Raw genomic sequence first — 15169 nt, 5'->3', positions numbered from 1 at the left:
GTTAATTCACAAAATCTTTTGCGCGTTGAATAGCCTTATCTAATCCCGAAGCATCTTTTCCCCCCGCAGTAGCGAAGAAAGGTTGACCACCTCCACCGCCTTGTATATCTTTGGCAAGATCTCTAACGATATTACCGGCATTCCAACCCTTTTCTTTTGCGAGCTCATCCGAGATAACGACCGTCAAACTCGGTTTGCCTTCAAAATTTGCCCCTAATACCAGAAACAAATTGTTGATAGCACCTTTTAATGCATAGGCCAATGTCTTCACAGCCTCTGCATTGGGAAGATCCACTACGGTAGCTAAAAAACGAACCCCGTTTATATTTTCCAATTTTGCTTCAAGATCCTTTTTCAGCGACAATGACTTTTCTCTTATCGTATGTTCGATCTCTTTACGCAACACACTATTCTCCTCCACTATTTTACCGATAGCTGATACAAAGTCCTTTGGATTATTTAAAAGTTCCTTGACATTTTGAAAAAGTTCAAAGTGTTCCCGAATTATGGCTGCTGCTTTAGTTCCGGTAATCGCTTCTATGCGTCTTACCCCTGCTGCTACTGCAGATTCTGAAACAATTTTGAAAAATCCAATCTGCCCCGTGGCCTTAACATGTGTACCACCACAAAGTTCTTTAGAAAAGCTATCATCAAATGTTATGACGCGTACATAGTCACCATATTTTTCACCAAATAAGGCCGTAACACCCGAATCGACAGCCTGCTGAAAAGGCACTTGCCTTTCCTCTTTCAGTGCAATATTTTCACGAATCTTGGTATTAACAATATCCTCTACTTGTTTAATCTCTTCATCTGTCATTTTCGAAAAATGAGAGATATCAAAGCGCAAAATATCTGGAGACACCAAAGATCCCTTTTGGTTTACATGCTCACCCAATACTTGTTTCAACGCAGCATGCAACAAATGTGTCGCTGAATGATTGCTCTCTGAATCCAGTCTTTTTCCCTTATCTACATTCGCTTCAAAAAAGCCTTCGAAAGATACCGGCAATTGATCCACAAAATGAATAATCAGACCATTTTCTTTCTTGGTATCGGTAATATTAATCTTCTCACCTGATTCAGAAATAAGGACACCAATATCTCCGACCTGACCTCCACCTTCGGCATAAAAAGGGGTAACAGATAATACCAACTGATATTGATCTTTCCCTTTAGCCGTAACTTTACGGTATTTTATTACTTCAGTTTTAGCTTTTAACACATCATAGCCTACAAATTCCACATCAGCTTCCTCTCCAACTACAATCCAGTCGCCTGCGTCAATAACCGTAGCTGCCCGCGAACGATCCTTTTGCACATTTAAAGCCAGATGAAACGCCTCCATATCTACGGAAATACCTTTTTCACGCGCCAAGAGGTCGGTCAAATCGATCGGAAATCCATACGTATCAAACAGTTCAAATGCGAAATCTCCATCTACAGATGTATGATCTGCTGCGTAGTTTTCAAAACGTTGGATTCCGGTCGTCAACGTACGTAAGAACGCAACTTCTTCCTCTAATATCACTTTTTCTACAAAATCCTGCTGTTGATAAAGTTCATCAAACACACCCTTAAATTGGTTTGCTAACAAGGGTACCAATTCGTGAAAGAAGGGGTTTCTAAAATTTAAAAAGGTATAGGCATAACGCACCGCCCGACGAAGAATTCTTCGAATAACGTAACCTGCCTTATTATTGGAAGGCAACTGCCCGTCTGCAATAGCAAAGCTCACCGCACGAATATGATCCGACAACACACGCATAGCAATATCCGTCTTTTCGTTCGTACCGTATTTTATACCTGCCTTTTCCGCGATATATGCTATCAACGGTTGAAAAACATCCGTATCGTAATTCGAGCTTTTCCCCTGTATTGCACGGACAAGCCTTTCAAACCCCATACCGGTGTCAACATGTTTTTCAGGGAGAGGTTCTAAATTCCCGCTTTTCAAGCGATTGAATTGCATGAATACCAAATTCCATATTTCAATGACCTGCGGATGGTCTGCATTTACCAGATCTTGTCCTCTAGTAGCTGCTCTTTCAGCGTCCGTACGCATATCATAATGGATTTCAGAACAGGGTCCACAAGGCCCTGCATCTCCCATTTCCCAAAAATTATCCTTTTTATTTCCTAAGAGAATACGATCTTCTCCAATATGTGATTTCCAAAATTCGAAAGCTTCATCATCACGTTCCAATCCTTCGGAAGCATCGCCTTCGAAAATCGTAACGTATAATTTATCCTTATCCAGCTTATACACTTCTGTAAGCAATTCCCACGCCCACGCAATAGCATCTTTTTTAAAATAATCGCCGAATGACCAGTTTCCCAGCATTTCAAAGAGTGTGTGGTGATACGTATCAATACCTACTTCTTCCAGATCGTTATGCTTTCCTGAGACCCGAAGACAGCGTTGCGTATCTGCAATACGCGGATACTTAACAGTCACTTCTCCTAAAAACAAATCCTTAAATTGATTCATTCCTGCATTAGTGAACATCAATGTCGGATCATTTTTTACCACAACAGGTGCTGATGGAACAATATGATGGGATTTACTTTTGAAAAAATTCAAATAAGCCTCGCGTATTTCTCTACTGGTCATGAACTATATCTAATTTAATAAACGATACAAATCTACTTAAAAATGATTGCTCTTCCAACGATAAATCTATAGACCAAAAGGAATGTAAAACTCTTCCAAAATGACAGCACCGCGATTAAAACGTGACAATACTCCTTTATTCCTCATTTATTTTTAGTACATTTATATGGACTATAATTACATAAACATTTCATGAAAACTAAGATTCTAGTTCCTACAGACTTTTCAGAAAACGCATTATTTGCTGCACAATATGCCTGCAAGCTGGCGCAAAAAAACAATGCAAGTCTCACCTTATATCATTGTTATACGGCACAGTCTTCAAATTTTGATTCAGAAGAACTCACAGAAAAATTCGAAGATGATAAAATTTTCAAAGCTGACCTATTAATCGAAGAGTTGCGTAATAACCTCATTACTGAGTTTTCAGACTTAATTATAGAGACAACTTGTGAAAGGGGGCTATTAATAGAAACTCTCCCATTATATGTAAAACGGGAGAATATTGGGCTTATCATAATGGGCACAACAGGCAAAGGCAGTAATAAATCTATCATTTGGGGAAGCAATACAAGTCAAATTAGCGCACAATCTCCTATTCCGGTAATTGCCATTCCTAATAATTATGAAAATTTTAAACTGGAAAAAGCTGCAATTTTAACAAATTTCAAACCCGAAGAATTAGAAACGCTTAGGGATTTCCTGAACTTATTTCAACATATACAGCATCTCGAAATTATCCACGTCGTAAAGGATGAAAAAAATATAGACCAAGTTAAAGAAAAATTGGCCTCGTGGGTATTTATCATCCAAGACCTAAATGGAATAGAACAGGTCTCAAGTACATTAGAGTGTATCAATGAAACGGATAAGGATTTAGACACCATAGCAGAAGTCATCAATAGTACAATTAATAAAGAAGATTTTGATATGATTGTAGTCACTAAAACACGTAAAAGTTTCTTTGAACGTTTATTTAGAAAGTCGGTATCAAAAGAGCTTACCCTTAACCTAAGGAAACCTACATTCTTTGACAATAATTAAAAAACACATTAAGCCATGACAAATAAAATAATCATTCCGGTAGATTTTTCTGAATATTCCCAAAATGCAATTGAAGTGGGTTGTGAAATTGCAAAACAAACTTATCACGATATAGACTTGGTTCATATCTTTACAGACCATACTAATATATATCGCAATTCGATTGACACACCAGACTTAATTGACCCCAGGGTTGGTATGGCAAAGAGAGATATGCAACAAGTGATTTCAAGAATAATAGGAAAGTATCCACAAGTAAATATCAATGCTATTTTTAGAGATGGCAATCTATATGAAGAAATCAAAAAATTAACACATTCAAATTCGTATGACGCAATTGTAATGGGTACAAAAGGTTCTTCGGGATTGGATGCCTTATTAATCGGATCTAATATGTATGACGTATTTCAGAACTCGGCCACACCTGTTTTAGCGATACCACTTAATTCAAAAAACTTCAAAAAAGATAAAGTAGGTTTATTATGTAATTTCAAAGAGGGGGAAATCGATGTTTTGAAGCAAGCCATAAGAGTATTTAATACTGATTTCGAGTTGATACTGATACACATAAACACCGACAATACACCGATATCCGATATTGACAAAAAATTTGACTCTTTTATACCTCAGATCATAGAAGAAACCGGAATAGACAATATTTCCTACGTCGTAAAGAATCAATCTTTCTTTATTCAGTACAAAGAGAATATTTCATCCGCGATCGACAGTGTCATAGCAGATGAATTAATAGATATCCTTCTGGTTACAAAAAGTAAAAAAGGCTTCTTACGACAAATCACATCAGAAAATATTGTCAAAAAAATGGCTTATCAAATCAAAATACCAAAATTTTTTGCCAAATCATAAGCATTAGATTGCCGTAGGATGCCTAATATTGTAGCGCAATAGCTACACATAAATATTTTCATGGGGTTTATGACCAGTAAAAATCACCAATGGAATGATTTGGCAAAGGATTTGCCATAGACCTTATTATCAAATTAAATTTTATGAAAATTAAAAATTTACAAAAGGTATCTATGTTGATCGCTACTGGTATGATTACTACGGCATCATTTGCTCAGGAAAGAAATAAGACCTCTATTGAAGGTACTTCTCCTTTAGGTTCTACTTCGGAATACAGAACATGGTCAATAGGTGTTAATGCAGGCCTCCTGAACCAGTCCAACATCTTTGGTTTTAACCGTGATAGTTTCGATAAATTAAACCATAACTTGGGATATAGCGCCTATATCAAAAAGCAAATTTCTCCGTCATTTGGATTAAAAGCACAATACATGGGCGGCAAAGTAGGTGGAATCAACGAAGATGCTACAGGTAATGAGGTCTCAGAATTCGAAACCAAAACACCTTGGTCTACAGCCTTATCCGCAGAATGGACTATGGCCAATACCAATTGGCGATTTTTTAATAGCTTTATCAAACCCTACGTAGCCGTAGGAATAGGCGGGTTAAATTTCGAAACTACTTCTACATTAGCTGATGGCACATCAAATACAGCCGAATCGCAAACTAAATTGTATGTACCTGTAGATGCTGGTTTTAAATTCGCTATAGCAAAGGGAATCAACCTAGACTTAGGGTACCAGTTGAATTGGGCGAATCAAGATTTCGATGGAAGAGCCGCTGGCCAGTATAAAAATGACCTATTCTCTTACGCACATGCCGGGTTAGAAATTGCTTTAGGCAACGGCAGCAAACCCTACTTAGGAAACAGCAACCCTGTCGCTACATTAATAGATGACTACACCCAAAAGTACGATGAACTGAAATCGGAACGTGACGCATTAGTTGCTTCAAACAATGAGCTAAAATCTCAAATGAATAAACTGAATGATGACTTGAAAGATGACGACGGAGATGGCGTAGCAAATAAATTTGACAAATGTCCCAATACACTTGCAGGAGTTAAGGTAGATGGCTCAGGCTGTCCACTTCCTGAAATGAAGCATGAAACCAAAGTAATTGAAAAAATTGTCATTACGGAAGAAGATAAAAAAGTTGTGGATGAAGCAATTAAAAACCTGGAGTTTGAGACAGGTAAAGCCACTATTCGCTCAAGTTCTTATTCATCTTTGGACAAAGTAGCAGCTATTTTGATAGAAAAAAACTTTAGTTTGAAATTAGCTGGCCATACCGACAACACGGGGTCAATGCAGACAAACTTACGCTTGTCGAAAGAGCGTGCTGAAGCCGTAAAAGCTTACTTAGCTTCTAAAGGAGCTAATGCATCCCGCATCGAAGCTACAGGTTACGGCCCTAATCAGCCAATTGCGACCAATACAACGGCAGAAGGCCGCCAACAAAATCGCCGCGTAGAATTCACACTCTATTAATTAAAAACGCTATGCCGTAAAAAAGGGAGCCCTCAGGAGCTCCCTTTTTAATACACAATTCCCCGGCTATTCTGATCCTTCGACTAGCGACCAGAACCATTGGACTCTCCGCTTTCAATTTCTTTACGCAGTACACTATGCTTTTTTCCGTATAAGAAATAGACCGAAACACCTATAATCATCCAGATAGCAAGGCGTTCCCAACTTTCAAGCGGAAGCGATGCCATCATCGCCACACAAACGATAATACCTAAAATAGGCACTAACGGCACAAAAGGTGTTTTAAAAGGACGCTCGGCCAATGGATTCTTCTTCCGAAGCACCAATACACCTATACATACTAACGTAAATGCGAGTAGCGTTCCGATACTTACCATGTGTCCTAAATCCGAAACAGGCACAAAACCGGCAAAAACACTAACGAAAACCATGAAGATCAAATTTGTTTTCCAAGGCGTTTGCCTTTTCGATAGATCGGAGAATATTTTTGGCAACAAACCATCTTTACTCATCGTATAAAAGACACGACTCTGTCCCAATAACATCACAAGAATAACGGAAGTATATCCCGCAAGAATCGTAACGATCATCGCCGTATTCAGAAAATGATATCCTGTTTTTCCAAACGCAGTTGCTACAGGTTTAGCATCACCTTTAAAATCCGTATACGGTGCCAAGCCTGTCATCACATAAGAAAAAAGAACATACAAGATCGTACAGATGACAAGTGACCCTATAATACCAATGGGCATTCCTTTTTTAGGATCTTTGGCTTCCTGCGCAGCAGTACTGACCGCATCAAATCCGATAAAAGCAAAGAAGACAACACCAGCAGCACGTAATACCCCACTAATTCCGTAATGTCCAAAATAACCCTCTTTGAAAAAATCAAAGAACCCTATTTCGCCATTTTTGAGTAAGGTCTCCCCTTCATTCACAGGAATAAAAGGTGTATGATTTGCCGGATCTATAAATTGCCAGCCCAATGCGATAAATAACAATACAACGGCTACTTTAAGTACGACCAGAATATTATTCACAAAAGAAGATTCCTGCGTACCGCGCATCAATAGCAAGGATAGCAAACAGACGATTACAATCGCCGGAAGATTTACCATCCCTCCGCTAAATACGGTACCATCCGACAGATGATGTTCCACCCAAGGGGAATATAAAAGCTCTTTGGGCAGCGTAAATCCAAATATCTTGAGGGCTTCGTTAAAATACTGCGACCAACTTGCTGCTACAGTAGCGGCGGCCAATGCATATTCCAATACCAAATCCCAACCTATAATCCACGCCATAAACTCGCCCATTGTAGCGTACGAATAAGTATAGGCACTTCCGGCCACAGGTATCATGGACGCAAACTCAGCATAACATAATCCTGCAAAAGCACAACCTACCGCGGCTATAATGAACGAAAGCATCACCGCAGGACCAGCATGATCGGCTGCCGCAATGCCGGTCAACGAAAATAATCCGGCTCCAATAATTGCCCCAACCCCCAGAGCTACCAACCCTCTGCTTGATAGGGTTCGCTTCAATGTACCTTCACCACTTTGCTCAGCCTCCGCGACCAATTTAGAAATCGACTTTTTATACCACATAATTAAGATTAATATATTTATAAGCTCAAAGCTAAAAAAAAATAAAAAAAACTGACACTTTATTAAAAATTTACTAAGCCTCTAGCTCCACGAGTATTTAAACTACCAGGGCATCATGGTACTTTCTATGGGATTTGTTAAATCAAATGAAACCGTAAACACACGATCGCTGCCTATTCGTCGCAGGTTATACGTATAGGTCGTCTCATCTATCGTAATCCACCAAACATTCTGACATGCATAGTCAATTAATTGGCATGTCTCCTGGTCAGCAGGAAACATCTGAATGTCGCTAGCTCCTTCATTTGTCGCTGTACCACCATAAAAAGTGATCGCATCCGGACTTCCATCTTCATGACGATGATCGTGCTTCAATGTCAACACCTGATTCGAATAGCTAAATATCCATGTTCTGGATTTATTCTCACCTACAAAAAACGGGATCTTCACCTCTCGCTCTTCATACTGCATGACCTTCATAATCAATTTCTGTCCGGTAAATCCGTCTCCTTCTTTGCCACCAGCAATTATTTTTCCTTCAAAATACTTACCTTCTAAAGATTTAAATTTTTCCAAAAAAACCTTCGAATTAGGCTTATCCTGTGCTAAAACGCCATTTACTATTAATAACAGTATGCAAACTACTGTATAACTGGTTATACTTTTCATATACAAGTATATCATATTCGTCTCATAAAATGATTTTTAAAATTATAATAATCTGAAATATAGGATAATTAATATATTATTTCTATCTTTGCATCGCCTTAGGCAATTGAGCCTATTGTATAATTTATTTCATGAACCCATTTTTAGAACTGGGAATCCGTCATGAGGTTGTTAATGCCATCACAGAGTTAGGTTTTGAAAAACCTTCCGAGATACAGGAAAAAGCCATTCCTGTTTTATTGACTGGCAACGACGATTTTGTCGGATTAGCCCAAACCGGCACAGGTAAGACAGCGGCATTTGGTCTTCCATTATTAGAGCAATTAGACTTTTCTCAAAAACACCCACAAGCGTTGGTCTTATGCCCAACACGTGAATTGTGTTTGCAAATCGCAAAAGATTTAGAAAAATATGCTAAATACATCGACAACGTGAATGTTGTGGCTGTATATGGAGGTGCAAATATCAGTGACCAACTACGTCAGATCAGACGTGGCGTGCAAATTGTAGTAGCGACTCCGGGTCGTATGTTGGATATTATTGGTCGTAAAGCGATTGATTTTTCCCAAGTAAATTATGTTGTGTTAGATGAAGCGGACGAAATGTTGAACATGGGTTTCCAAGAAGACATCAACAACATTTTGTCAGAGACTCCTGACACTAAAAAAACATGGTTATTCTCGGCTACCATGCCTGCTGAAGTTCGCCGTATAGCTAAAAACTATATGACAGATCCAGTAGAAATGACTGTAGGAACCAAAAATACAGGTAATGCTAACATCGAGCATAACTATTATTTAATTAAAGCAAAAGACAAATACGCTGCTTTCAAACGTATTGTAGATTCAAATCCGGATATCTTTGGTATCGTATTTTGTCGTACAAAAATTGAAACGCAAGAAATTGCCGAAGCCTTAATTAAGGATGGTTACAATGCAGATTCACTTCACGGAGATTTATCTCAACAACAACGTGACAAAGTGATGAAACGTTACCGTGACCGCAATTTACAATTGTTGATTGCAACGGATGTTGCTGCTCGTGGTATCGACGTAAATAACGTAACACACGTAATTAATTTCTCTTTACCTGACGAAATTGAAAACTATACACACCGTTCGGGCCGTACCGCTCGTGCTGGTAAAACCGGTATTTCAATCTCTTTAATCAATATTAAAGAGCAAAGCAAAATACGTCATCTGGAAAAAGTAATAGGTAAATCATTTGAACGCAAAGAGGTTCCTCAAGGTGCTGCAGTAGTTGAAAAGCAATTATTAACGATTGTAGATAAAGTTCAAAATGTAACGATCAACGAAGATCAAATCAATCAATTCCTACCGGCTATTATGGAAGGTTTTGAATCTTTATCGAAAGAGGATATCGTAAAAAGATTTGCTTCCCTAGAATTCAACCGTTTCTTAGAGTATTATAAAAATGCGCCTGATTTGAATATCGATGCGCGTGATAACGGAAGAGGTGATCGTGATTTTGACAGAGGTGACCGTAGAGACCGTAGTGGTTCTAAAGGGTTCACACGTTTATTCATGAACTTAGGCTCAGTAGACGAGTTCAATCGCGGAGAGATTTTAGGTTACATCTGTAACACTACGAAAATATCAGGCAAATCAATTGGTAAAATCGACTTAAAAGGAGTTTATACTTTCTTTGAAGTACAAGACGCTGAAGTTGATAAAGTAATCCAAGGATTTAAAGGCGTTGACTTCAACGGAAGAAATATTCGTATCGAAGTATCCGGCGAAGGTGGTTCTTCAGATCGTGGTAGCCGTTCACGTAGTGGCGGTGGCGAACGCAGCGGACGCTCACGCTTTGGTAACAGCGGTGGTGGAGATCGCAGAAGCGGTGGAGAACGCAGAGAACGAGAACGCAGCAGTGGTGGTGGCGGTTTCCGCGACTTCTCCGGCAAACGTCGCGAAACGAAAAGCAAATACTAGTAAGTAAATTAACACTTACTTTAATAAAAAGCTTCCTTATCAAATTAAGGAAGCTTTTTTATGTTCTAGCTCCTTTTGTTTTATATTTTAACACGAAGCCCTATAAACTTTACACCCTAACAACCACACTATATTCTAATCCAACACGAGTTTTTATTATTTCATTTCAAGCGAGAGAGGTTATTGAAATCTTTTACGCAGTTGTCTTCTCCTTGATAAACGTAAGCGAGAGTCTTTTACCGGATAGTGTCTGTTTTTGGTGATATTATTGAATATTAAGGCAACGAGAAACAGGATCATTGCCCCCGACAAAACCGGACTCAGCACATACCAGTATCCCATTGAAGCTATCTTTGTTCCACCCGTTACGGCTATTAAGGCTGTAGCCCCACCAGGAGGATGCAAGGTACGTGTCACCTGCATTAGGACTATAGATAATGCTACAGCCATAGGCGCAGTCAGCCATATAATATCGGGCATAACCTTGGCAACCGTAACACCTATAAAAGCCGAAACGACATGACCTCCAATCAAATTACGCGGCTGTGCTAACGGACTTTGTATGGCACCATATATTAATACGCTTGACGCCCCAAAAGATCCTATCAAAAAAATATTCTCTAGATCCGGAAGACTCAAAGATTGGATAAAAGCTATTATACTTATCCCTATAAATGCACCCACAAAAGACCAAAAATGTTCCTTAGGATCTACTAAAGTTTCTTTATAGAATACGATGCGATAAACTCTTAACTGTCTTTTGAACTTCTGGGGAGACATTGAAAAGCATTAATATTATTTGGAGCGCTGTCGTATCGCTTCATATATTACCACAGCTGCCGAAACAGATACATTTAAAGATGCTATTTCACCAAACATCGGAATTTTCGCCAATTTATCCGAAATACGGATCAAATCATCTGAAACGCCCACATCTTCCGCTCCCATTATAATACAGGTCGGCACAGTATAATCGATATCATAAATGGAATCCTGCGTTTTTTCTGTACTCACTACCAACTGAACACCAGACTCTATCAAATATCGTCCTACTTTGCCCAAACTATCTTGTCGACAAACCGGAATTTTATATAAGGCTCCGGCAGATGTCTTAATCGCATCCGGATTTATCTCAGCCGATCCCTTTCGTGGAACAATAATAGCATGCACACCTGCACATTCCGCGGTACGTGCTATTGCTCCCATATTTCGTACATCGGTAACACCATCCAACATTAACAAAAATGGTATTTCTCCCTTCTCGTAAATTGTCGGTAAGAGGTCTTCGATCTGATGATAAACAATAGGGGAAATTACGGCTATTACACCTTGATGATTTTTGCGTGTAATCCGATTCAACTTTTCAATCGGAACCTGCTGATAACCTAGGTTATGCTCCTTTAATAGGGATTTGAGTTCCAGGAACAAACTTCCACTTAAGCCACGCTGTACAAACAGGGATTCTATTTCTTTGCCGCTATCTATTGCTTCTATAACTGCGCGGATACCAAAAACCATTTGATTGGATTCTCTTTTTTCACCCCTATTGTCTCTAATGTGGAAAGCCATGTTACGAATTTATAATATAAAAAATAGCCACCGTATTGTACTATTTGTCGCAAAGATAAGAAAAGAAATTTTGGTTTTTAACTTAGTCCTAAGTTAAAGGTTTTGCGCAATGTTTCTAATGCAGGATTCTTCGTAGCCATTACCTGATATTTCTCCTGCGAAGTGTAGGGTTTCCGAACTTTGGATTGCTCAATCTGCACGCCTTCAAGTTCTAAAGAAAAATTTCTTAACTCCACCCGAAGATAATTAAGGATATCTATTTTTCCTTCTCTAAGTTGATCCATTTGTACGGCATTCTCGACATCAATCTCGATTAAATTGCCCTTTAAACGGGGCTGACTTGCCGTCATAATTGTATAAAGTGTAATACGGCTTTCTACTTTTAGATTTTCAGCTAGCACATTCCATTTTTCCAAAAAGCCGTTTAATGTAACTTCCCTAAATTCGCTTCCTTTTACCAGGTCTTCTTCATCTTCCTCTATTGCCTTCTCTTCAAAAACAGTATTTAAGCTCGGAACAGCTATTGACGGTTTGTAGCTCCCCCATCCTTTTACGGGAGCAGCCGGTTTCACTGCTGACAATGCGGGTTGGGTAACGGAAGGATTGACTGTTGCACCGGAAACTACAGGTGCAGGAATAGCTTTATTTACAATAGCGGGAGAGCTATTTTGCGGTATCGCTACCGGTTCAGGGAGTTTTTTTTTTAGTTCAGCACTAGATGCTGATATACCATTTACGCTCAATCTAATGGCAGATGACAAATGGCAGATCTTCAGCAAGGCTAGTTCAACTTGCAACCTATGATTCTTACTGGTTCGGTAATTGACCTCGCACTGGTTTGCAATATTTAATGCAGACAACAGTAAACCGGTGTTGATTTGTTGAGATTGCTCCAAATAGCGCTTTTTTATATTATCGCTTACCTCGAGTAGCTTCAGGGTTTTTGGATCTTTCGTGACCAATAGATTGCGCAAATGCGAAGATAAACCAGCAATAAAATGCCCTCCGTCAAATCCCCGATTCAAGATATTATCAAAAATCAATAATGTATCAGCTGCATTCTCTTGGGAAACTGCCGCCATTAATTGAAAATAATAATCATAATCCAGAATATTCAGATTATCGATTACCGCCTGATAGGTAATTTGCTTATTGGAAAAACTAGCAATCTGATCAAACATGGATAAAGCATCACGCAGACCTCCATCCGCCTTTTGTGCAATAATATGCAAGCCATCATCTTCATAGCTGATCGATTCTTTTTGCGCAATAGATGCCAAATGTACCGCCATATCCTCTACCTTGATCCGGTTGAAATCGAAAATTTGGCAACGGGACAATATTGTAGGCAATATCTTGTGCTTTTCTGTTGTAGCAAGAATGAATATTGCATACGTGGGTGGCTCTTCCAATGTCTTCAGAAAGGCATTGAAAGCTGCCTGAGAAAGCATGTGTACCTCATCAATAATATAGATCTTGTACTTACCTACCTGCGGTGGTATACGTACCTGCTCAATGAGACTCCTGATATCTTCTACAGAGTTGTTCGATGCAGCATCTAACTCATGAATACTAAATGAAGCACCATTTTGAAACGATTTACAGCTTTCGCATGTACCACAAGCTTCAGCAGACGCTGAAATATCCTCACAGTTTATTGTCTTTGCCAAAATACGCGCACACGTAGTCTTACCAACACCTCTGGGTCCACAAAACAGAAAGGCTTGTGCCAACTGATTATTAAGAATTGCATTCTTTAAGGTATTCGTAACGTGCTGCTGCCCCACGACAGAATCGAAGGTGACAGGGCGGTATTTACGAGCGGAGACAATAAAATTATCCATTGCTACGAAGATACGGATTTTAAGAAGTAAAAAGTAAATATTAAAACGTAAAAAATCGGCTTTCTAAAACCTCCTTTTAGCGCATTATCCTAATATCTGGAACATCTAGACTATAGCGTACGCAATTTATTAGAGAAAAAATTAAATAAACTTGGATCTACTGCCGATATCGACTACAGTCCATTTAACCAGATCAACATATCTTTTATCACTTGCTCATTAAAAGTTTCTTCGATAACACTGTATTCTAGTATATCTCCGGTTGTAGCAGTCTGAAAAAGATGATTAAGATCCGGGTATTCTTTAAACATATTTTTCTTATTATTTGGAAGATATTTCCTGAAGGCTTCTAAATTATCTTTAGCGACTACCTGTATATCTTTTGCTCCGTTGAGAGCCAACAATGGCACATGTACATCTTTAAGATATGTTTCAGGGTCTAATTTGACAAAAGTAATAAACCAAGGGAGAAATAAACGGCTGATACCTGCAGTGTCTTCTACGGTTAGTTTATCTATTGCTGTCTCGGTATATGCATCTATTCGTTTTTGCATGTCATTGCGTATTTGATCGGGATGTCCTGTACCCATAATGGTAACCAAATCTTTGTAAAAATTCTTTTTTTCTACCGATTGTCCCTTGATATCTGCCATTTGCCGCAAAGTTAATTCTTCGCCACGAATAGCCATTCCAGCTAGAGAAACCACATATTTCACCTCCTTATTACGAGCTGCAATAATAGGTGCTATCACTCCCCCTTCACTATGACCGATCAATCCAATTTTTTGCGGATTAACTTTTGAATGTCCGGAAAGATATGTTAACAGAAATTCGACATCATCCGCTTGGGTCAACGTAGTGAAATTTATTAGATCTCCTTTTGACTCTCCTATTCCTAAATCATCAAATCGCAACACGACAAAGCCTTGCTGTGTAAGCCGATCGGCCAATAATTTGAATGGCCTGTGGCCAAATAATTCTCCGTCCCGATTTTGCTGCCCACTTCCACTGATTAAAATAACAGCAGGATACTTCCCAGCTTGCTTCGGTGATGTAATCGTACCTCCAAATGTTGTATTTACATCTTTATCAACTACAAAGTCTTCACTATCATAAGAAAATGGAGCCTGGGGTTCTTGCGGTCGTTTAGGCATTTCTACAACTTTCTGTTTTTTTAAAATCAACGGAATTTGTATTCCACCCTGAAAAAAAATGCTTGTAATCGTTGTATCATCCGTTAGTACACCTACGACTTTTGCCCCATAATCCGTAGAAACAACAACACTATCTCCGGTTACTTTTGCCTTTGCAGCCAATCCAAAAGCACCTTGCTTCGGACTGTCGGCCTTAGCTTCATAACCATTTTCTACCTGTATGAGGTGAACAACAAAGGGTAACGTCATTCCCTGCGCTTTTAAATCACCTTTCCAAGTGCCGTTAAAAGACTGCCCGAAACCATACTGAATAAAAACTACAAAAAAGAATAGATACTTCATATATTGATAATACA

General features: G+C 39.0%; 11 protein-coding genes. 4 read left to right on the top strand and 7 right to left on the bottom strand.

Going from position 1 to position 15169, the window contains the following annotated elements:
- Position 1 precedes the first annotated feature (1 nt).
- Positions 2–2614, bottom strand: coding sequence for an alanine--tRNA ligase (gene alaS / locus E4F24_RS10385; protein WP_140938630.1), 2613 nt, complete (start codon positions 2612–2614; stop codon positions 2–4).
- 192 nt (positions 2615–2806) lie between these two features.
- Between alaS and E4F24_RS10380 the strand changes: the two genes are divergently transcribed.
- From E4F24_RS10380 to E4F24_RS10370, 3 genes are all read left to right on the top strand, one after another.
- A complete protein-coding gene (locus E4F24_RS10380; protein WP_140938629.1) occupies positions 2807–3658 on the top strand; it encodes a universal stress protein in 852 nt (283 codons plus the stop codon).
- A 15-nt stretch (positions 3659–3673) separates the two neighbouring features.
- Positions 3674–4525: a universal stress protein gene (locus E4F24_RS10375; protein ID WP_140938628.1), complete on the top strand. Its 852-nt coding sequence runs from the start codon at positions 3674–3676 to the stop codon at positions 4523–4525.
- Positions 4526–4668: 143 nt separating this feature from the next.
- Entirely contained in the window at positions 4669–6015 is a 1347-nt protein-coding gene (locus E4F24_RS10370) for an OmpA family protein (protein ID WP_140938627.1), read from the top strand.
- An 83-nt stretch (positions 6016–6098) separates the two neighbouring features.
- Here E4F24_RS10370 and E4F24_RS10365 read toward each other — a convergent pair whose 3' ends face one another.
- The gene (locus tag E4F24_RS10365; protein ID WP_140938626.1) at positions 6099–7625 is read right to left on the bottom strand and encodes an amino acid permease; all 1527 of its coding nucleotides are present in this window, start codon (positions 7623–7625) and stop codon (positions 6099–6101) included.
- A gap of 102 nt (positions 7626–7727) precedes the next feature.
- Positions 7728–8294: a hypothetical protein gene (locus E4F24_RS10360; RefSeq protein ID WP_140938625.1), complete on the bottom strand. Its 567-nt coding sequence runs from the start codon at positions 8292–8294 to the stop codon at positions 7728–7730.
- A 131-nt stretch (positions 8295–8425) separates the two neighbouring features.
- Between E4F24_RS10360 and E4F24_RS10355 the strand changes: the two genes are divergently transcribed.
- The gene (locus E4F24_RS10355) at positions 8426–10246 is read left to right on the top strand and encodes a DEAD/DEAH box helicase (RefSeq protein WP_140938624.1); all 1821 of its coding nucleotides are present in this window, start codon (positions 8426–8428) and stop codon (positions 10244–10246) included.
- Positions 10247–10426: 180 nt separating this feature from the next.
- Here the strand turns inward: E4F24_RS10355 and E4F24_RS10350 are convergent, their stop codons facing one another.
- From E4F24_RS10350 to E4F24_RS10335, 4 genes are all read right to left on the bottom strand, one after another.
- Entirely contained in the window at positions 10427–11026 is a 600-nt protein-coding gene (locus E4F24_RS10350; RefSeq protein WP_140938623.1) for an HPP family protein, read from the bottom strand.
- A 15-nt stretch (positions 11027–11041) separates the two neighbouring features.
- A complete protein-coding gene (gene rlmB, locus E4F24_RS10345) occupies positions 11042–11815 on the bottom strand; it encodes a 23S rRNA (guanosine(2251)-2'-O)-methyltransferase RlmB (protein ID WP_140938622.1) in 774 nt (257 codons plus the stop codon).
- Positions 11816–11892: 77 nt separating this feature from the next.
- Positions 11893–13659, bottom strand: a complete 1767-nt coding sequence (locus E4F24_RS10340; RefSeq protein ID WP_140938621.1) for a DNA polymerase III subunit gamma/tau — start codon at positions 13657–13659, stop codon at positions 11893–11895.
- Between the two features lie 173 nt (positions 13660–13832).
- The gene (locus E4F24_RS10335; protein WP_140938620.1) at positions 13833–15155 is read right to left on the bottom strand and encodes an alpha/beta hydrolase family protein; all 1323 of its coding nucleotides are present in this window, start codon (positions 15153–15155) and stop codon (positions 13833–13835) included.
- Positions 15156–15169: the final 14 nt, after the last annotated feature.

The organism is Sphingobacterium lumbrici (assembly GCF_006476045.1).
GTDB classification, from domain to species: Bacteria; Bacteroidota; Bacteroidia; order Sphingobacteriales; family Sphingobacteriaceae; genus Sphingobacterium; species Sphingobacterium lumbrici.
Note: the sequence above shows the minus strand (reverse complement) of the source record. Positions and strands in the feature narration are given on the sequence as shown.